This window comes from Mycobacterium sp. 050128, assembly GCF_036409155.1.
Lineage (GTDB): Bacteria > Actinomycetota > Actinomycetes > Mycobacteriales > Mycobacteriaceae > Mycobacterium.
Window position 1 is genome coordinate 567,770 of the sequence record NZ_JAZGLW010000002.1, and the last position, 19,002, is coordinate 586,771.

The following is a 19,002-nucleotide window of genomic DNA, read 5'->3' on the forward strand; positions in this document are numbered from 1 at the left end:
GATGGCATCCGGTGCGCGGCTGCGGCGAGCGCTGTTCGCCCGGCACTGCAATCCCTGGAGTGCATGGAGCCGCTGGGCCAGCACGCCGCTGATCCTGGTGCCGGCCTGGACGCGGCGGCGCAGCCATGCGGTCTGGCTCGCGGTGTGGATGGCGGCCAATCCGTTCGTCTTCGGCAAACCTGCGCAGCTGCGCGCCTGGTCGACGCGGGCGATGCTCGGCGAGGAGCTGTGGATCAGCCGGCGCCCGCTCGACGGGGCCGCCGTGGTCAGCGGGCTGACGGCAGCGACGGCGCTGGTCGCGCTGGTGGCCGCCCGCCGCCATCGATTGGCCCCCGCGGCGATCGCCACCACGCTGCAAATGTCGCTCACCCTGGTCTATTGGGAGCAAATGGTGCGTTATCTCGAGCGCGAGCGGCAGGACGCAGCCATGCGGCAGTAGCGTGGCAACCATGCCCGACGAACCAGCAAACCCCGGTACCGCCGCACCCGACCCCGGGTACGACAGCGCGGGTGTACCGACCTTCGACGCGGTGCGTGAGAAAATCGAAACCCGCTACGCGGCGTCGCTGGGCGACGCGGAACTCGACGCCGAATCTCCGCAGGGCCGCTCAGTCGACGAGCAATACGACGAGCGCCAGCGCGCCGCGGCCGAAAGGTTGGCGCAGATCCGCGAGTCGATGCGCGCGGATCAGGGTTAGGGCTGTTGGCTTAACGCCGGGGGCATCGATGAGTGAAACGCGCGTTGGGAGCCGGTTCGGGCACTACCAGCTGCGCCGACTGCTGGGCCGCGGCGGGATGGGCGAGGTTTACGAGGCCTACGACTCCGTCAAGGACCGCGTGGTGGCGCTCAAGCTGGTGTCCGAGCAAGTGGGCTCCGACGACGTCTTTCGCCGGCGCATGCAACGGGAAGCGCAGACCGCGGGACGGCTGGCCGAACCGCACATCGTGCCCATCCACGACTACGGCGAGATCGACGGCCAGCTGTTCATCGACATGCGCTTCATCGAAGGCAAGGACGTCGGCTCGGTGCTGCGCGGCGGGCCGCTGCCCCCGCCGCGCGCGGTCGCCATCGTCGAGCAGATCGCGTCCGCGCTCGATGCCGCTCACCGCGCCGGCGTCATCCATCGCGACATCAAACCGGAGAACATCCTGCTCACCGAGGGCGACTTCGCCTACCTGGTCGACTTCGGCATCGCCGCCGCGGCCACCGACCAGCGGGTGACCAAAACCGGTGCCGCCGTGGGCAGTTGGAACTACATGGCGCCGGAGCGATTCGGCACGCAGGACCCCACCTACCGCGTCGACATCTACGCGCTGGCATGCCTACTGTATGAATGCCTCACGGGTGCAACACCTTTCCAGACCGACAGCCTCAGCAGCCTGATGGCCGCGCACATGATGGAGCCGATCCCGCGGCCCAGCCAGCGAAACCCCGCCGTCCCGGCGGCATTCGATGCGGTCATCGCCCGCGGTATGGCGAAAAACCCCGACGACCGCTACGTCACCGCAGGCGATCTTGCACAGGCCGCCCTGCACGCGCTCAGCACCCCCGACCAGGACCGGGCGACCGACCTGATCCACCACAGCCGGCACTTCGCCCCACCGCCGCAGCCCTGGACCCAACCGGCGCCCATCCCGCCGGCCTGGGTCACCAACCCGCCACCCTGGACGCCACCCCCACCACCCAAACGCAGGCTGGGGCTGATGATCGGCGCTGTCGCGGTCGTCGTCGGGGCCGTCGCCGGCACCGGGATCTGGGCGGCCGCGCGCAAGCCCGGCGCGTCGCGACCCGACACTCCCCTCACCGGCACCACCGTGGCCCCGGCAACCAGCAGCGCCCCGTCTCGTGGTGCCGCACCGACAGTGACTCCCGCGCAACTGAATTCGGTGCTGGCGTCGCCGGATCTGGTCAACACCGTGCTCAGCACCACCGGCATCGTCGTCGATCACTCCACCACGGACATGACGGATCCCGGCCCCGACAACACCTTGTCGGACGACAGGTGCCTGGGAGCGCTGATCGGCTTCCAGACCAAGACATACAAGAGCAGCGGCTACACCGCGATGCTGGCCCAGTTGATGGAGAAGCCGCAGAGCAACCCCGGCTACGTCGTGGTGCAGGGTGCGGTGATCTTCGCGTCAGCTGCCCAGGCCCAGGCATTTGTGACGGCGCAGGCAGAGCAATGGCGAACCTGCGCCGGCAGGACCGTGACGCAGGTCAACAAGGGAACCACGTCGGAGTGGACATTCCGGGAGATCAGCGGCAATCCGCCCAACATCGCCCTGCAGCACACGTTGGCCAACGGCCCGGTGGTGTGCCAGCACGTGCTGTCCGCGGTATCCAATGTGGTTCTCGACGTCAACGGCTGCGCGCCCGGAATCATCAACCAACCCAGGCAGATCGCCAACGACATGGCGACCCGGGTGCCCGGCTAAACCGTTGCGGCGCAAGCCAACAGCGCGCACCGAATCCTGACAGGCCGGCCACGCGATTGGCGCATCCAGGACCACTGGCGCAGTATTGCGTTATGAGACGAGAAGTGGGCGTGGAACTCGAAGTCGAAATCACCTCGGCCACGACGTTGGAGTTTCAAATCGCGGTAGCACCGCATCCACTCGCGGAGGTCTTCGAATCGCTGCGCTTCGTCTTGAACGGAGAGCAGATCCACCCGTTGGAAATCAGCGGTGTGCACGGAAACCGTATCCACAAGTTCGACGCCGCGGTCGGCACGCTGAAGGTCGACTACTCGGCTACCGTCGTGGGCCAGACCAGTCCCGCACCGGTGACCGAATACGACCAGTCGATGTATCTGCGGCCCAGCCGCTATGCCGAGGCCGACAAGTTCTATGGTTTTGCCGCAACCGAATTCGGTAACGACCACGATTCGGCGACGCTGCTCGAGCACGTGAGTTCGTGGGTGGGTACCAGGCTGAACTATGTGCCCGGCTCCAGCGATCCGATCGACGGGGCGGTGGAGACGCTGCTCGCTGGCAAAGGTGTGTGCCGCGACTTCGCACATCTGGTCGTGGCGCTACTTCGAGCGGTGAAGGTCCCCGCCCGCCTGGTATCGGTGTATGCGCCCGGCCTGTCCCCAATGGACTTTCACGCGGTGGCCGAGGCTTTTGTGCAAGGGCAGTGGCGGGTGGTCGATGCGACGCTGTTGGCGCCGCGACAAACCCTGGTCCGCATCGCCACGGGCCGTGATGCCTCCGACACCGCGTTCCTCGACAATCACAAGGGCGCGATCACACTCAACAAGCTGGTGGTGATGGCCGTGGTCGACGGCGACTTGCCCGGAGATTCGATCGATCAACTGGTTTCCATCCGCTGAGACACCCCCGGCAAAGCCGCTAAGAATCAATGCGATCCGCTCTTCACGTCGGCTCGCCGCGCGCGACGCAGCTCAAACATCCTCTCACCCCGGGCCGCGCGGAGAATACCGTCGGCGGTAAGGAACGCTCGAGACTCGCGATGCGCCGCAAGGACGGACAGACCCGCGGCCCGGCGCAACAGCATCACCGCAAGGGCCGTGCCGGTTCGGTATGGAACGATCAGAATCTTCGCCCGCGCGTCGTGACCGCAAACCGTCATTATGTGCGGGTTTATCACCTGCCAGCAGGCCCAATTCAGATCCGGCTGGCGTTGTATCGACTGCCAGTTCACATTGATGTCGATGACCTGGCCCAAACGGGCCTCCAAGATGGAGACCAATTCCGGGAGCTCCCGCGAGATCAGTCCCGTACGGGGCCACCAGGCCCCATCGATCTCGTCCCCCAGCCGGGACGCCAGAGTAAGTCGCACCGGGCTGACCTGGCGCTGCGACGTCTCGACCGGGCCGGCAGATACGGAATTCACGACGACTTTCGCCGCTAAATCCTCTTGAGCAGCAAGGACACCGACCAACGGATCTGCGCGATTCATGAAAAGCCCTTCGAAGTTCGAAGCGATCCGACTGCGCGTCGGGCCGACTGAGGAATCGCATTGCCCATGGTCTCGTTCGCGGAAAACCGATCGGGGCCAATATCGACAACGAAACAGCTCCATATCGACGTTACGCCACCGCTTATTCAGGTGCCGCGACCGGTCGACTGGGCCCGCAGAGCGAGCAACTGACAAGTGACCACCGCGCGAGCATTCGCAACCACGCTGAGACGAAGGATTTTTCGCGCATTTGCTCTGAATTGCTTTGTGCACGAGTAACTTCCAGCGATCCCCGCCATCCGGCAGCCCGCAGCGATGACACGCCGCCAACCGACGTCGAGCACACCGTGCCGGGCTTACGGCGATTCGCACATCGTCCACGGACTCGAGGGAGTTATGCTCTTGGCGTCGTGGGTTTGTCGAGCACTGCCTCCTCGGGTAGCCGTCTGCGATGGCAAAATTGGTAGACGGGAGCGTCACTGTGGCGCACGTTTCGTCGTTTCCCTCCAGCCCCACCCGATTGACACTGTGCGAACGCGACCTCACCCAGGGCGCCGTAGACGGCGTGTGGTGGCCGAAAAGCCTAGACCTGGGCGCAGAGCTACCCGACCTCGTTACGGTGTTCAACTTGTGGCTGGACCGGGTGCGCCGAGTCGTCTACGACCCAGCCGCATGGTTGCCCGCCCCGTCGCGAGTGATCCACCGCAATGAAATGGTCTCACTCGACCCCTACCGGCTCGTTTTCAGCGACACCATTTATCTGAAGGGGACCAGGTCTCGTGACGCCGTGCTCTTTGTACTGGCGCCGTCCTGTTCCGGCCAAGAGGCGAGCCTCTTTCTCGGCGAGGTCGCGGCGTCAGCACAACCGATGAATGCCAGCGTGTTACGGCAAATGGCCCGTCGGCGTGCAGTGGGTTCCGGTCTTCCGTTGAAAGCGGCACCTGCCGTCGAGTCCGCGGTGGGTTGGACGCCAGGCCGCTAGGGCGCGTCAGGGCCGGCGGAAGCCGTTGCATCATCACCGTCCCCGAACGTGGCGTAGACTGGACAAATTGGGACCACACAGGCCCCCATCGAAGGGCCGTGATGTCTGACAAGTCTTCCCGCCAAACGCTGACGAAAACTCGTTGAGTCGATAGCCAGTCGAATCCCGCCGAGTGCTGTTGACGTGTGACGTTACCTTTTGCACACCCCACGGCCGGGCCAGAATCATGGATGCATCCGAATTGCAGCCAGTTGAGAAGAGAGAAACAGAATGACACAGGGAACTGTGAAATGGTTCAACAGCGACAAGGGCTTTGGCTTTATCGCACCTGACGACGGCACCAACGATGTGTTCGTCCACCACTCCGAGATCCAGGGCGGCGGTTATCGTTCCCTTGAGGAGAATCAACGAGTGCAATTCGAGGTCGACCAGGGGCCGAAAGGCCCCAAGGCCGTGCAAGTGACCGTCGTCTAACGATCCAGCGCGGAACCCCTTGGGACGGAATGGATATCGTCCTAATCTGGCGAACCGGCAACTGTCGCAGTCAGTCCTTGGGGTTTGAGCACAGCGCCTCGACGCCATCGTCGGACCGCTGCGAGCGCTGTCTTGAGGCCGCGGCGACGGCCGGTCGCTGGATCGGTGCCGCCGAAACCGGGCGCCAGTTCAGCGAACATCCGCTCGCTGCGCGTCTCCGTTGCGTCATCGGCGGTATCACGCAAGCAGCGGTCCGGCAGTGACAATTTGGCGATGGTGCGCCACGTTTCGCCACATTGCACCAGGAATGAGCCTGTGGTGTAAGGCAAGTCGTACTTGTCGCATATCTCGCGCACTCGCACCGCAATCTCGCGCAACCGGTTGCTCGGCAGATCGGGGTACAAGTGATGCTCGATTTGATAGCACAGGTTGCCACTCATGAACCGCAGTACCGGGCCGGCGTCAAAATTGGCACTGCCCAGCATCTGACGCAGATACCACTGGCCCTTCGATTCGCCGACCATGTCGGTCTCGGTGAATTTCTCTGCACCATCAGGGAAATGCCCACAGAAGATGACCGCGTCGGCCCAGACGTTGCGGATCACGTTGGCCACGACATTCGCCTTCAGCGTCGATTTGTAGCTCGCCGCGGGCGAAAGGGAGGTGAGCGCCGGGAACGCGAGATAGTCCTTGACCGCCTGACGTCCCGCCTTGACCGCCGACTCCCGTATCTTGAGCGCGGTCATCTCGCGCTCCGGGCCGGCCTTGAGTAACTTGCCGAATTCGATGGGCTGGAAGCCAATTCCCCACTCAAATCCGAACGCCAGAATGGCGTTGAACAGTAAGTTGCCGGCGTTGAATGGCTTCCAGGGCTGGTCACGAGTGACTCGGAGCAGAGCGTAGCCGACGTCGTCGTCCAATCCGACGATGTTGGTGTACTTGTGGTGCTGATAGTTGTGGGTGGACCGCCAGTGTTTCGACACGCCGGTCATGTCCCACTCCCACGTCGAGGAGTGGATCTCGGCGTCGTTCATCCAGTTCCACTGGCCGTGCATGACGTTGTGGCCGATCTCCATGTTCTCGATGATCTTCGCCAACGCGAGGGTCACCGTTCCCGCCCACCACGCCGAGCGTTTCGAACTACCGGCCAGCATGAGTCGGCCGGCCGCCTCGAGAGCACGTTGTGCGGCGATGGTGCGACGGATGTAACGGGCATCGGGCTCGCCGAGGGACTCCTCGACGTCCACCCGGATCGCATCCAGCTCGACGGCCAGTGCCTCGATCTCGGCGTCGGACAGGTGAGCGAAAGCGGCGATATTGCTGATCGCCATGGCTTTCCTTTCGGGTAGGGCAAAGCTGTTCGGCGCAGCCGGTACGTGCGGCGGCTGTCGGCGGGTGCCCATCGGCAACCGAGACCGCGTCCGCGACGGCTTCACCGCGATAAATTGCTGGGCGGCTGTCTGCGCCCAATTGATTTACACACCAACGCTATTCGTAGCTTCGGCGGGGATATCGACGCCTCCCAGCGAAAGCGAAGTCTGGCGCAACCGGAGCTGCGGCACACCGAGCCGAGCAGCCGCGCCGAGTAACCCTGGCTCCTTAGCAGTAGTGGCGGCAGTCGCCGACCGCGAAGCCCGACAGTTCCATCAACGCGACGAAAAGAAGGGCCCCGAGAGCCAAAACGACATGGGCTTAGTCCGAAGTCTCAACAACCAGTACGTTACACCGCCCGGGCTTGATGGGTTGGATTCGGTGGCGCACCATGTCCGGATGGCTGCTATTGAAACACTGAACCCGGTAGTCCAGGGGTGAACGCAGGATGACCGAATCTGTCACCCCCCGTGTCGCGGTCTACCTCGACTTCGACAACATCGTGATCTCCCGGTACGACCAGGTGCACGGGCGCAACTCATTCCAGAAGGACAAGGCCAAGGGACTCGAGACGGACCGGCTGCAGTCGGCGACCGTCGACGTCGGCGCCATCATCGACTTCGCGTCGTCGTTCGGGACACTCGTGCTCACCCGCGCCTACGCAGACTGGTCCGCGGACGTCAACGCCGCCTACCACGGTCAGCTGGTGGGCCGGGCGGTCGATCTCGTTCAACTCTTCCCGGCCGCCGCCTACGGCAAGAACGGCGCCGACATCCGGCTAGCCGTCGACGCGGTCGAGGATATGTTCCGATTACCCGATCTGACCCACGTGGTGATCGTCGGCGGCGATTCGGATTACATCGCATTGGCGCAACGGTGCAAGCGCCTCGGCCGGTACGTCGTCGGCATCGGTGTGGCCGGTGCCAGCAGCCGATCCCTGGCCGCGGCCTGCGACGAGTTCGTTACTTACGATGCACTGCCCGGAATACCCACTGCAGCAGTGAAATCCATCGATGACAAGAAACGCGGCCGACGGCAGGACACGCCCGAGTCCGACGACGAGCCGCCGCTGGCCGATGCCCAGACCGCGGCCACCGGTTTGCTCGAACGCGCGCTGCGCATAAGCCAGGAGAAGGACGACACCGAGTGGCTCCACAATTCCGCAGTCAAGGCCCAGATGAAGCGAATGGACCCGTCGTTCAGCGAGAAGGCGTTGGGCTTTAAATCGTTCAGCGACTTCCTGCGGTCTCGCTCGCAGCTCGTCGATCTCGATGAGACCAGCACCACTCGTTTGGTCCGGTTGCGCAGCGAAACGGTCACTTAGTCCGAAGCGCCAGGATTGCCGTCGCCAGTCCGCGTCGCCCCACACCCGCAACGCGCGGTCGTGGTGGCATGTTCCGAAACCTGTTCTCGGACGCGGTTTCTGGCGCGTCATCGGAGGTAGCGGTCAGAAAGCCGTCCGGCAGCGCGAGTTTGCAAATTGTGCGGGCGGTGAGTAGGAACTGGCGATACAACGGGCCGGTCGTGTACGGCAGGTCGTAGGCGACGCACAACTCGCGGACCCGCTCGGAGATTTCGGGGTACCGATTGCTCGGTAGATCAGGGAACACGTGATGTTCGATTTGATAGCAGAGGTTTCCGCTCATGAACGCCATCACCGTTCCGGCCCGGAAGTTCGCGGTACCCAGCATTTGTCGCAGATACCATTCGGGCTTCGTCTCGCCCTCCAGCACCGACGGGACGAACTTCTCCGCTCCGTCGGTGAAGTGACCGCAGACGATCACCACGAAGGCCCACACATTGCGCAGTAGGTTGGCAACCACATTGGCCCCCAAAGTGCGCCACCACCGCCGGCGACTCAGCGCGGGAAACACCACGTAGTCCTTGCCGACCTGCCGAGCGATCTTGCGGAGAAGCGCCGCCTTATGCGTGGCTTTACCAGCGTTCGTCGTCTCGCGCTCCTGCACCGAATACAAGCAGTGCAACGCGACGCCCCATTCGAAAAACAGCGCCAGCAGCGCCGCGCGCAACGGCTGCATCATGGCGCTGGGCTGCCACTTCTCGTCTCGAGTCACTCGAAGGACTCCAAAACCGAGATCGTCGTCTACACCGACAACGTTGGCAAAGACGTGGTGCTTGTAGTTATGGGAGTTCTGCCATTGGGATGTCAGGCCGGCCATGTCCCATTCCCAGGTGGTGGAATGGATTTCCGGGTCATTCATCCAATCCCATTGACCGTGGCTGATGTTGTGGCCCAGTTCCATGTTCTCGATGCACTTTGCTGCGGCCAGGGCGGCGGTTCCGGCCGCCCAGCCGAACTTGCCCTTGCTGCATCCGACGACCAGTCTCGCAGCGACTTCGAGAGATCGGTGAAAAGTGATGGCGCGCTTGATATATGCACAATCTGCGGCACCGCGTGAGGCCTCGATGTCGCAGCGGATCTCGTCCAGCGCGGCCCCGAACGCCTCGAGATCTGCGTCGTTTAGATGGGCATATTCCGGGACGTCAGTGATAGCCATTGACGTTCAACGCAGTTCGCGCACAGCGGCGCGGGGTGTTCGCGCGGCGATGCTCAGTCGGGGAAGGCTTGCAAGCCGCAGCATTGTGGGTAACGTCCGATCTTTTTGGGTTGTCGTGCGTGCGCACAAGTCAAAGATGGGCGCGAGGTCAACTAAGCGAGAACGACTCAACCGGCACAGCAGAACTGCGGCACCGAGCCACCCGTGTCGGTTGGCGGGGCGATCCGCACCGCGGCGCCGTTCCCGGAAAGTCCAGGTCGGGGGCACAGCGAAGCCGTCCGGTCGAGCATCTGCCTAACCCCCCTGGCTTCGATTGACCTCCGAGAGTACATGAGCGGCGCGATATGCAGCTATGCGCATGACTGCGTGACCGTCGGCCACCCCGGGCGGCAACGTGCCGGTTCAGGCGCTGACTTTGCGCCGCCTGCTGGACGGCGTCTTGGCCGCCGACGGGGCACTGCGCCCGACGACCTCGGCGAGGAACTTCCCGGTGTAGCTTTCGGGCACCGCGGCGACGTCCTCCGGAGTGCCCTGGGCGACAACCGTTCCGCCTTCGGCGCCGCCCTCGGGCCCCATGTCGACGATCCAGTCCGCCGTCTTGATCACGTCCAGGTTGTGCTCGATCACGATGACCGTATTGCCCTTGTCCACCAGGCCATTGATCACGTTGAGTAGCTTGCGGATGTCGTCGAAATGCAACCCGGTGGTCGGCTCGTCGAGGATGTAGATCGTGCGCCCGGTCGAGCGCTTTTGCAGTTCGGAGGCCAGCTTGACCCGCTGCGCCTCACCCCCGGACAGCGTCGGCGCGGGCTGTCCGAGCCGGACGTAGCCGAGGCCGACGTCGACCAGCGTGCGCAGGTAGCGGTGAATGCCGCTGATCGGCTCGAAGAACTCCGCCGCTTCCTCGATCGACATGTCCAGCACTTCGGAGATGGTCTTGCCCTTGTAGTGCACTTCCAGCGTTTCCCGGTTGTACCGGGCGCCCTGGCATACCTCGCACGGCACATAGACGTCGGGCAGGAAGTTCATCTCGATCTTGATCGTGCCGTCGCCGGTGCATGCCTCGCAGCGGCCGCCCTTGACGTTGAACGAGAACCGGCCCGGTTGGTAGCCACGGACTTTCGCCTCGGTGGTCGCGGCGAACAACGTCCGGATCTTGTCGAACACGCCGGTGTAGGTGGCCGGGTTGGAGCGCGGCGTGCGCCCGATCGGCGACTGGTCGACGCGAACGAGCTTGTCCAGCTGGTCTATTCCGTTGACCCGGGTGTGTCGGCCCGGTACCTGCCGGGCGCCGTTGAGCCGGTTGGCCAGCACGGCCGCCAGGATGTCATTGACCAAGGTCGACTTGCCCGAGCCGGACACGCCCGTCACCGAGGTCAGCACGCCGAGCGGGAACGACACGTCGATGTCGCGCAGGTTGTGCTCGCGCGCGCCGACGACGGTGAGCTGGCGTTTGCGGTCGACGGCACGCCGATGTTTGGGTGTGGCAATGCTTTCCCGGCCCGACAGGTACGCCCCGGTGATCGAATCCTCGTTTCTCAGCAGCTCCTGATAGGTCCCGCTGTGCACGATCTGGCCGCCGTGCTCGCCGGCGCCGGGCCCGATGTCGACGATCCAGTCGGCATGCGCGATGGTGTCCTCGTCATGCTCGACGACGATCAGCGTGTTACCCAAAGCCCTTAGGCGCGTGAGGGTTTCGATGAGACGCCGGTTGTCGCGCTGGTGCAGCCCGATCGACGGCTCGTCGAGCACGTACAGCACACCGACCAGGCCGGAACCGATCTGGGTGGCCAGCCGAATGCGTTGGGCCTCACCGCCGGACAGCGTGGCGGCCGCGCGGGACAGCGACAGGTACTCCAGCCCGACGTCGAGCAGAAAGCCCAGCCGCGACTGGATCTCCTTGAGCACCTGCCCCGCGATCGCCTGCTCGCGCGTACCGAGGGTAAGCGCGTTGAGGAAGTCGGCGCAGTCGGAGATGGACAGCTCGCAGACCTCGGCGATGGACTTGGGCCCGCGGTCCCCCCCAGAGCCTCCCGTCAGCGTGACCGCCAGAATCTCCGGTTTGAGCCGCGTCCCCTCGCAGACCGGGCACGGGATGTCCCGCATGAAGCCCTCGTAGCGCTCCTTCATCTGCTCGGACTCGGTCTGTTCCATCTTGCGCTGCAGAAACGCCAGCACACCTTCGAAATCGGCGTAGTACGAACGGGTTCGGCCGTAGCGGTTGCGGTAGCGCACGTGCACCTGGTGGTCGGAACCCTCGAGGATCGCCTTGCGGGCCTTGGCCGGCAGCTTGCGCCACGGGGTGTCGACGTCGAATCCCAGTTCCTCGCCGAGACCGGCCATCATCCGGATGAAGTACTCCGCGGTATGGCCGGCCGACCAGGGCGCCACCGCGCCCTCGGCCAGGGTGCGCTCCGGGTCGGGCACCACCAGGTCGGGGTCGACCTCTTTGCGGATGCCCAGGCCCACGCATTCGGGGCAGGCGCCGTAGGGCGAGTTGAAGGAGAACGAACGAGGTTCCAGGTCGTCGACGGCCAGCGGATGCCCGTTGGGGCAGGCCAGCTTCTCGGAGAAGCGTTGCTCGCGCGGGTGGTCGTGCTCGTCGCGGTCGTCGGGAAATTCCAGCACCACAATGCCGTCGGCCAGGTTCAGCGCGGTTTCCACCGAGTCGGTGAGGCGCTGCTTGGCGGCGGTCTTGACCGTCAGTCGGTCCACCACCACCTCGATGTCGTGCTTCTCCTGCTTTTTCAGCTTCGGCGGATCCGACAGCGGGTGCACCACACCGTCGACCCGCACCCGGCTGTAGCCCTGCGCGTTGAGCTTGTCGAAGAGGTCGGCGAACTCGCCCTTGCGGGTACGGACCACCGGGGCCAGCACCAGGAATCGGATGCCCTCCTCCATCGCCAGCACCTGATCGACGATTTGTTGCGGGGTCTGGCGGGCGATCCGCTCGCCGCAGATCGGGCAGTGCGGGGTGCCGGCGCGTGCATAGAGCAACCGCAGGTAGTCGTAGACCTCGGTGATGGTGCCGACGGTCGATCGGGGGTTGCGGTTCGTCGACTTCTGATCGATCGACACCGCCGGCGACAAACCCTCGATGAAGTCGACGTCCGGCTTGTCCATCTGCCCCAAGAATTGGCGCGCGTAGGCCGACAGCGACTCGACGTAGCGGCGCTGGCCCTCGGCGAAGATGGTGTCGAAAGCCAGGGACGACTTGCCCGATCCGGACAACCCGGTGAAGACGATCAACGAGTCGCGCGGCAGGTCGAGATCGACACCGCGCAGGTTGTGCTCACGGGCACCCTTGACGATTAGGCGGTCAGCCACGCTGCCCCTCTCACTGATTCTTTACCCGCCTGACGGCGGTTACTGCGCACGGCGCATTCCATGCTAGGTGCCCCCACCGACAAGACACCCATCCCAACCGACGGAGCAGTAACGTGACCGCTATGACCCGCGCCGGCGACGATGTCCCGGCGCACGCCGGGACTGAGGAGTGGCGCGCATGACGATCGTGGACGATAACTACACCGGACACGTCGACCCTGGTAACGCCGCCCGTCGCACCCTGCCCGGGGTCACCATCGTCAAGGCGTCGGTGGGCCCGATGGATAACAACGCCTACTTGGTGACATGTTCGGCGACCGGGGAAACGCTTCTGATCGACGCCGCCAACGACGCTGACGTCCTGATCGACCTGGTCCAACGGTACGCCCCGAAGGTGTCGCTGATCGTGACCAGCCATCAGCACTTCGATCACTGGCAGGCGCTGGAGGCCGTCGCCGCCGCCACCGGCGCGCCGACCGCCTCGCACGAGATCGACGCCGAACCGCTGCCCGTCAAACCGGATCGGTTTCTTGCCAACGGCGACACCGTGCACATCGGCAATTTGACGTTCCACGTGATCCACTTGCGCGGGCACACTCCGGGGTCGGTCGCGCTGGCCCTCGACGGTCCGGCGACGGGCGGCGTCACGCAGTTGTTTACCGGCGACTGCCTCTTTCCCGGCGGAGTGGGCAAGACCTGGCAGGAGGGCGACTTCACCCAGCTGCTCGACGACGTCACCAGCCGGGTGTTCGAGGTGTATGACGACTCCACCGTCATCTATCCCGGCCACGGCGACGACACGGTGCTGGGCGCCGAGCGCCCCCATCTGAGCGAATGGCGCGAGCGAGGCTGGTAACCGCTCGGCAATTGCCTTGCGGTTGAACATGATTCGGGTCCCGTCGCCCCGACTTTGATAGCGCGCGAAGCGATCCAGCGCCACACCTGCCGGGCCCGCGCACAGAAACCCGATTGAGCAGCGCCGAAACACCCTCCGCCGCAGGCGTCGCTCGGTAGCATGCGAGCAAATATCCGACGCATTGAAGGTGATCCCGGTTGTCGTCAACTGCGCAGAGGTTGCGGGCAATTCAGCCTTTCGGCGCTCATCCGCCCGCTGTGCCCGTCATTCCCGAGATGTCCACTTCACGCCAGCCGTGCAGGCGGTCGTGCCCAATTAACTGATTGGCGAACGGAAATGGATTATGCAGCGTTACCGCCGGAGGTCAATTCCGGCCGGATGTACGCCGGGGCCGGGTCCGTGCCGATGTGGTCGGCCGCGGCGGCCTGGGACGGGCTGGGCGCGGAACTGACCTCCGCGGCGGCCGGGTACCGGTCGGTGGTGTCCGGGCTGACACGCGAAGCATGGATCGGACCGGCGGCGATGTCGATGCGGGCCGCTGCCATCGTCTTCGCGTCGTGGCTGAACACCACCGCCGAGCAGGTCAAGGTGGCCGCCCGACAAGCCAGGGCCGCGGCGATGACGTACGAGACCGCCTTTGCCGCGACGGTGCCGCCGGCCTTGATCGCCGAGAACCGCGCGCTGCTGCTGGCGTTAATCGCGTCGAACCTGTTCGGCCAGAACACCCCGGCGATCTCGGCCACGGAGACGCAGTACAGCGAGATGTGGGCCCAGGATGCGACGACGATGTACACCTACGCCAGCGGGTCGGCGGCCGCTTCGAGGTTCGCGCCGTTCACCGATCCGCCGCAGACCACCGATCCCTCCGGGGCCGGTGCGCAGGACGCCGCGGTGAGCAAGGCCAGCACGTCGGCCGCGGCCAGCCCCAAAGCCCTGACGCAAGTGCTTCAGACGGTGCCGGATGTGCTGGACACGCTGGCGGGGCAGCCGGGCGATCCGAGCCTGTCGGACATCCTGAATGTCACCGCGAGCAGCACCTACATCGCCAGTGGGGTGTTGTTCATTCTCGGCCCGTTGTTCACCGGCCCGATCAATGCGGCGCTGCCGCCCACGATCTTGGGTGCTGCCGCCCCCGCCCTGAGTGCGGCGGGTGCGGCGGCGGGCCTGATCGGCGACACCACCCCGGCCGTGTCGGGCGTGGGCACCGCAACGTCGGGTGGCGTGCTGGCGGGTATGGCGCGGTCGCTTCCGGTGGGTGGGCTGTCGGTCCCGCCGGCCTGGGCCGGCGCGGCGCCGGTGCTCGCCAGCGCGGTGCGCGCATTGCCGGAAGCCGCCCTGGCCGGTCTGCCGGAAGCCGCGATAGACGGGCTGGGCCCCGGCGCCGGCGCATTGCTGCCGGGCAGCCTGATGGCCGCGGCGGCGGGCGGCGGCGGCGCGGCGGGCGGCGGTTTCGCGGCCACACGCGCCGGCGCCGCGTCCCAGCGCGGTGCGACTCCGCCGGCCGATCGCGGGACGCCGGCCCGTTACGGCGGCTCTCCCGCGGTGATTCCGCAGGTGGCCCGGGCGACGGGCCCACACGAGGGGGCGTATCGCCCGGCGACGTTGACCGATCAGCGGGCGCCGGCCACCGAGGGCATGGTGGGCGAGACGCTGCGCGACGAGATCAACGAGCTGCGCAAACAGATCTCGGACTTGGCGCTGGAGCGCGATGTGCTGATGCGGTCCCTGGCCTTGTGGGCCAGGGGATCCGCGGAGTAGGGCGGAATCCGTTCGTCAGGACGTGGTGTGCACGATCAAAACGTCGACCTTGGCCCGACGTGACACGTTGGCCGGTACCGAGCCGAGCAAGCGGCCCGCGATCGTGCTGAGGCCGACGTTACCGACGACCAGCAGGTCGGCCTTCACGTCTTCGGCCAGGCTGACCAGGGCGTCAACGGGGGCACCGACGATCGGGCGCTCCTCGACGTTCTTCGCACCGGCCTTGTGCGCCCGCTCCTTGGCGTCCTGCAAGATCGCGTAGATCGGGGCGGTGCCCGAGACCTTGTAGCTCTCCTCCTTCAGAACGTCGGCGGCCCGGCCGTCCTGGTGCTGAGGCAGATACGCCGACGCGACGATCAGCTTGGCGTCCGCCCCGGCGATGGCTGCCGCCCGTTCGACGGCACGCAGCGATGAGTCCGAGCCGTCAGTGCCGACCACCACGGTCCGATAAGCGGACATTTACCCTCCCAGTATCGTTTGCCAGGCCAACCTCAGGACAGTAGCGCGTTGTCCGATCTGGATGGGTCAGATTACCCACACCGAAGTGGTGTGGCGCAAGGCTCCATTTACCGCGCCACGCTGCAGCAACGGCCTCAATTCCCGATAATGAGGCGATGAAATGTCCCCGCCCAGGCCGGAAGGCGTTGCGTGGCGGCGTTTTCCAGGACCTACGGACGCCGCAGGCGAGGCCCGCCGGCCCCGCCTGGATATCTCCGACCGGCCGGCCGGACTGCTGGTGACCAGGTCGATCGGGTGCGCCTTACAGTGACAAGCATCATGGCTACGTCCGCCCTCGAGCAGCGCTCCCCGGATGCCACCGCCGAGTCCGGGCCCGGGCCCGCGCGTGGCAGGTTGCTCGACCCGTGGGCGATCGCGGTTCTGGCTGCCGTCATCAGCGGCGCCTGGGCCTGTCGGCCTTCGCTGTGGTTCGACGAGGGAGCCACGATCTCGGCCGCGGCGAGCCGAACTTTGCCCGAACTGTGGCGGCTGCTGGGCCATGTCGATGCCGTGCACGGCCTGTACTACCTGGTGATGCACGGGTGGTTCGCCATCTTTCCGCCGACCGAGTTCTGGTCGCGGGTTCCCAGCGCGCTCGCGATCGGGGTCGCTACCGCCGGTGTCGTCGTGTTCACCAGGCAATTCACCCCAGGACGCGGCACCGCGGTGTGCGCGGGCGTCGTCTTCGCCATCCTGCCGCGCACCACCTGGGCGGGCATCGAGGCACGCCCGTATGCGATGTCGGTGGCCGCGGCGATCTGGCTGACGGTTCTGCTGGTCACCGCGGTGCGGCGCAATCGGCGCCGCCTGTGGGTGGGTTATGCCGTGGCGCTGATGGCGTCGATCCTGTTGAGCCTCAACCTGGTGTTGCTGGTCGGCGTCTACGCGGTGATGGTCGCGCTGCTGGCGCCCAAGGGATCCCGCAAGTCGCCGGTCATCTGGTGGGCGGCCAGCACGGCCGTCGCGCTGGGCGTGATGACGCCGTTCATCCTGTTCGCGCACGGTCAGGCATTTCAGGTCAACTGGCTTTTCCCGGTCAGCTGGCACTACGCGTTCGACATCACCCAACGGCAGTATTTCGACCACAGCGTTCCGTTCGCGGTGCTCAGCGGGGTGATCATGGTGGCCGCGATCGTCGCCCGGCGGTTCGGCGCGCCCGGCCCGGCGGGCGACATGCGCCGCCTGCTGACCATCTGCGTGGGGTGGATCCTGTTGCCCACCACCGCGGTCGTGGTCTATTCGGCGATCGGCGAGCCGATGTACTTTCCCCGCTATCTGATCCTGACCACGCCCGCGATGGCCGTGCTGCTGGCCGTCTGCATTATCACGGTGGCACGACGGCGGTGGGCCATCGTCGGTGTCGTGCTGCTGTTCGCGGTCGCTGCGGTGCCCGACTACCTGTTCGTCCAGCGCTGGCCGTACGCCAAGGAAGGCTGGGACTACAGCCAGGTTGCCGACCTGATCAGCTCACATGCCGCTCCCGGCGACTGCCTGCTGGCGGATAACACCGTGCCGTGGCGGCCCGGCCCGATCCGCGCGCTGCTGGCCACCCGGCCCGCGGCGTTTCGGTCGCTGATCGACGTCGAGCGCGGGGTGTACGGGCCCAAGGTCGGTTCGCTGTGGGACGGTCACGTCGCGGTGTGGCTGACGACGGCCAAGATCAACAAGTGCACCACGTTGTGGACCATCACCAACTACGACAACTCGTTTCCCGATCATCAGTCCGGTCAGTCGTTGCCGCCGGGCGCATTCGGCCGCACGCCGGCGTATAAATTCCCCAGCTACCTCGGCTTCCACATCGTCGAGCGCTGGCAATTCCACTACTCTCAGGTCGTCAAATCCACCCGGTGACCGGGAATGACAATGCCGCGGATCAGGTCAGCGCTCGTCGCGGGCCGCGCGATACGACGCCACGACACCGCTGGCCGCCAGCACCGCGAAAACGAGATACAACGCGCGGGCCGCCGTGGCGTCGTCGGCCTCGGCGAGGTTGACCACCACACCCGCCAGCCCGCCCCCGAATGCGGCAGACACCAGCTGGACCGTGTTGATCGCCGCGGCCGCGGCACTGCTCTGCTCAGGGTCGTCGGAATCCATCGCACGCACCACCAGGTGCGGCCAGGCGATCCCGATGCCGGCCCCGGTGATCAGCAGCGCGAGCGCCCACAGCGCGACGAACCCAAGCGGGGCGTATGCGCGCTGCGTCACCGCCGCCAGCGCCAGGCCCGCTGCCATCACCAACGGACCCGCCACGACGAGGCGCCGGATCACGCGCCGGTCGGTCAGTGAAGCGCTGACGATCTCGCTGCCGGTCCACCCGGTGGCCAGCGCCGCACCGAGAAACCCGGACTCCACCGGGCTCAGGTCCGCCAACTTCTGGCCGAACAACGGCACATAGATGTTGGCCATCGCGGCGGCCATCTCCACCGACATGACGATGAAGAGCCACTTGACCGGTCCTGGGCCGAATACGCTGCGCGGCAACACCGCTACTGACGTTCGCCCGTCGACGATGACGAAGACGACGACCAGCAGGACGGCGGCGAGCAGCAACCCCAGGTTCTGCACCAGATGGTGCGGAAGGGCCGCAATGCTGACGGTCAATGCGGCCGAACTCATCAGCAGCAGCGACCAAATGGGCACCTTGCGGGCTGGCGTCACCGGATTGTGGACGATGTGCCCGGGCTGGATGACTCTGCGCACCAACACGACCACCAGCACGGCCCCGATGCCGGTTGCGGTATGCCCCCACCGCCACAGCCCGAGTTGGGCGAAGATCCCGCCCGCCACCGGGCCGATCAACGTCGATACTCCCCACATCGCGGAGACCAGCGCCGAGCCGCGGGTCCACAACGAGCGCGGGAGGGCGGTATTGATCAGCGCGTAGCCGAGACCGGCCAACAGTCCGCCGGACACACCTCGCAACGCGCGCCCGGCGACAAGAACCGCCATGCTCGGCGCCAGTGCATTCACCACGCTGGCGAGGGCAAACACACTGAGCCCGACCAGGTACGCCCGTCGGGCCCCGATGCGCTGCAGTACCGGGTGGACCGCCGAGGCGGAGACGACGGAACCGATCAGATACAGCGTCGTCGCCCAGGAAAACAGCCGGGCTCCGCCGATGTCGGCGATGATGCTCGGAAGCATGCTGACGGTGAGGAATTCGTTGGTGGAGTAGAGCAGAACGCCGGCTGCAAGGACAGTGGACATCCCCAGGTGCTCGCCGAGCAGCTCGCGCCAACTTCCGGCCTCATCCTTGGTGACGGTCACTCGTACACCGTATGGCGCGGGTTTC

Annotated in this window: 16 protein-coding genes; 10 read left to right on the forward strand and 6 right to left on the reverse strand. The window is 65.6% G+C overall.

Features of this window, described 5'->3' with window-relative positions; all coding sequences use genetic code 11:
• Nucleotide 1: 1 nt before the first annotated feature.
• The 4 genes from SKC41_RS19995 to SKC41_RS20010 all read left to right on the forward strand — a co-directional run bounded on the left by SKC41_RS19995 (nt 2) and on the right by SKC41_RS20010 (nt 3,332).
• Nucleotides 2–439, forward strand: coding sequence for a DUF6653 family protein (locus SKC41_RS19995; RefSeq protein WP_330979399.1), 438 nt, complete (start codon nt 2–4; stop codon nt 437–439).
• Between the two features lie 10 nt (nt 440–449).
• Nucleotides 450–698: a hypothetical protein gene (locus SKC41_RS20000; RefSeq protein WP_330979400.1), complete on the forward strand. Its 249-nt coding sequence runs from the start codon at nt 450–452 to the stop codon at nt 696–698.
• A 28-nt stretch (nt 699–726) separates the two neighbouring features.
• The gene (locus SKC41_RS20005; RefSeq protein ID WP_330979401.1) at nt 727–2,436 is read left to right on the forward strand and encodes a serine/threonine-protein kinase PknH/PknJ; all 1,710 of its coding nucleotides are present in this window, start codon (nt 727–729) and stop codon (nt 2,434–2,436) included.
• A 92-nt stretch (nt 2,437–2,528) separates the two neighbouring features.
• Nucleotides 2,529–3,332: a transglutaminase-like domain-containing protein gene (locus tag SKC41_RS20010; protein WP_330979402.1), complete on the forward strand. Its 804-nt coding sequence runs from the start codon at nt 2,529–2,531 to the stop codon at nt 3,330–3,332.
• 26 nt (nt 3,333–3,358) lie between these two features.
• Here SKC41_RS20010 and SKC41_RS20015 read toward each other — a convergent pair whose 3' ends face one another.
• Nucleotides 3,359–4,045 carry a DUF5994 family protein gene (locus SKC41_RS20015; RefSeq protein WP_330979403.1) on the reverse strand — a complete coding sequence of 229 codons (687 nt, stop codon included), beginning with the start codon at nt 4,043–4,045 and terminating at the stop codon, nt 3,359–3,361.
• A gap of 328 nt (nt 4,046–4,373) precedes the next feature.
• Between SKC41_RS20015 and SKC41_RS20020 the strand changes: the two genes are divergently transcribed.
• The gene (locus SKC41_RS20020) at nt 4,374–4,904 is read left to right on the forward strand and encodes a DUF5994 family protein (RefSeq protein ID WP_330979404.1); all 531 of its coding nucleotides are present in this window, start codon (nt 4,374–4,376) and stop codon (nt 4,902–4,904) included.
• A 270-nt stretch (nt 4,905–5,174) separates the two neighbouring features.
• Nucleotides 5,175–5,378 (forward strand): cold-shock protein, encoded by a 204-nt coding sequence (locus SKC41_RS20025; protein ID WP_330979405.1) that lies wholly within the window; start codon nt 5,175–5,177, stop codon nt 5,376–5,378.
• A 41-nt stretch (nt 5,379–5,419) separates the two neighbouring features.
• Here SKC41_RS20025 and SKC41_RS20030 read toward each other — a convergent pair whose 3' ends face one another.
• Entirely contained in the window at nt 5,420–6,709 is a 1,290-nt protein-coding gene (locus SKC41_RS20030) for a fatty acid desaturase family protein (RefSeq protein ID WP_330979406.1), read from the reverse strand.
• A 488-nt stretch (nt 6,710–7,197) separates the two neighbouring features.
• Here SKC41_RS20030 and SKC41_RS20035 point away from each other — a divergent pair, with 488 nt between their 5' ends.
• Nucleotides 7,198–8,073 (forward strand): NYN domain-containing protein, encoded by an 876-nt coding sequence (locus SKC41_RS20035; protein WP_330979407.1) that lies wholly within the window; start codon nt 7,198–7,200, stop codon nt 8,071–8,073.
• Here SKC41_RS20035 and SKC41_RS20040 read toward each other — a convergent pair.
• Nucleotides 8,066–9,268: a fatty acid desaturase family protein gene (locus SKC41_RS20040; RefSeq protein ID WP_330979408.1), complete on the reverse strand. Its 1,203-nt coding sequence runs from the start codon at nt 9,266–9,268 to the stop codon at nt 8,066–8,068. The two genes, SKC41_RS20035 and SKC41_RS20040, sit on opposite strands and share 8 nt — an antisense overlap.
• Before the next feature lie 402 nt (nt 9,269–9,670).
• Nucleotides 9,671–12,595: an excinuclease ABC subunit UvrA gene (uvrA, locus tag SKC41_RS20045; protein WP_330979409.1), complete on the reverse strand. Its 2,925-nt coding sequence runs from the start codon at nt 12,593–12,595 to the stop codon at nt 9,671–9,673.
• Between the two features lie 178 nt (nt 12,596–12,773).
• On the opposite strand from uvrA, the gene SKC41_RS20050 reads away from it, so the two are divergent.
• Both SKC41_RS20050 and SKC41_RS20055 read left to right on the forward strand, forming a co-directional pair.
• Nucleotides 12,774–13,451: an MBL fold metallo-hydrolase gene (locus tag SKC41_RS20050; RefSeq protein WP_330979410.1), complete on the forward strand. Its 678-nt coding sequence runs from the start codon at nt 12,774–12,776 to the stop codon at nt 13,449–13,451.
• Nucleotides 13,452–13,787: 336 nt separating this feature from the next.
• Entirely contained in the window at nt 13,788–15,209 is a 1,422-nt protein-coding gene (locus SKC41_RS20055) for a PPE family protein (RefSeq protein ID WP_330979411.1), read from the forward strand.
• A gap of 15 nt (nt 15,210–15,224) precedes the next feature.
• Here SKC41_RS20055 and SKC41_RS20060 read toward each other — a convergent pair whose 3' ends face one another.
• On the reverse strand, nt 15,225–15,668 hold the full coding sequence (locus tag SKC41_RS20060; RefSeq protein WP_330979412.1) for a universal stress protein: 444 nt from the start codon (nt 15,666–15,668) through the stop codon (nt 15,225–15,227).
• Nucleotides 15,669–15,986: 318 nt separating this feature from the next.
• Between SKC41_RS20060 and SKC41_RS20065 the strand changes: the two genes are divergently transcribed.
• Complete coding sequence (locus SKC41_RS20065) at nt 15,987–17,558, forward strand: glycosyltransferase family 39 protein (RefSeq protein ID WP_330979413.1); 1,572 nt, start codon at nt 15,987–15,989, stop codon at nt 17,556–17,558.
• Between the two features lie 27 nt (nt 17,559–17,585).
• On the opposite strand, the gene SKC41_RS20070 is transcribed toward SKC41_RS20065, so the two are convergent.
• Complete coding sequence (locus SKC41_RS20070; protein WP_330979414.1) at nt 17,586–18,977, reverse strand: MFS transporter; 1,392 nt, start codon at nt 18,975–18,977, stop codon at nt 17,586–17,588.
• Nucleotides 18,978–19,002 lie beyond the last annotated feature (25 nt).

Coding starts and splice junctions, on each gene's coding strand:
- SKC41_RS20050 (WP_330979410.1), top strand. CDS start 12,774: ATGACGATCGTGGACGATAACTACACCGGACACGTCGACCCTGGTAAC.
- SKC41_RS20010 (WP_330979402.1), top strand. CDS start 2,529: ATGAGACGAGAAGTGGGCGTGGAACTCGAAGTCGAAATCACCTCGGCC.
- SKC41_RS20020 (WP_330979404.1), top strand. CDS start 4,374: ATGGCAAAATTGGTAGACGGGAGCGTCACTGTGGCGCACGTTTCGTCG.
- SKC41_RS20030 (WP_330979406.1), bottom strand. CDS start 6,709: ATGGCGATCAGCAATATCGCCGCTTTCGCTCACCTGTCCGACGCCGAG.
- SKC41_RS20000 (WP_330979400.1), top strand. CDS start 450: ATGCCCGACGAACCAGCAAACCCCGGTACCGCCGCACCCGACCCCGGG.
- SKC41_RS20015 (WP_330979403.1), bottom strand. CDS start 4,045: ATGGAGCTGTTTCGTTGTCGATATTGGCCCCGATCGGTTTTCCGCGAA.
- SKC41_RS20060 (WP_330979412.1), bottom strand. CDS start 15,668: ATGTCCGCTTATCGGACCGTGGTGGTCGGCACTGACGGCTCGGACTCA.
- SKC41_RS20065 (WP_330979413.1), top strand. CDS start 15,987: ATGGCTACGTCCGCCCTCGAGCAGCGCTCCCCGGATGCCACCGCCGAG.
- SKC41_RS20005 (WP_330979401.1), top strand. CDS start 727: ATGAGTGAAACGCGCGTTGGGAGCCGGTTCGGGCACTACCAGCTGCGC.
- SKC41_RS20035 (WP_330979407.1), top strand. CDS start 7,198: ATGACCGAATCTGTCACCCCCCGTGTCGCGGTCTACCTCGACTTCGAC.
- SKC41_RS20055 (WP_330979411.1), top strand. CDS start 13,788: ATGGATTATGCAGCGTTACCGCCGGAGGTCAATTCCGGCCGGATGTAC.
- SKC41_RS19995 (WP_330979399.1), top strand. CDS start 2: ATGGCATCCGGTGCGCGGCTGCGGCGAGCGCTGTTCGCCCGGCACTGC.
- SKC41_RS20040 (WP_330979408.1), bottom strand. CDS start 9,268: ATGGCTATCACTGACGTCCCGGAATATGCCCATCTAAACGACGCAGAT.
- SKC41_RS20025 (WP_330979405.1), top strand. CDS start 5,175: ATGACACAGGGAACTGTGAAATGGTTCAACAGCGACAAGGGCTTTGGC.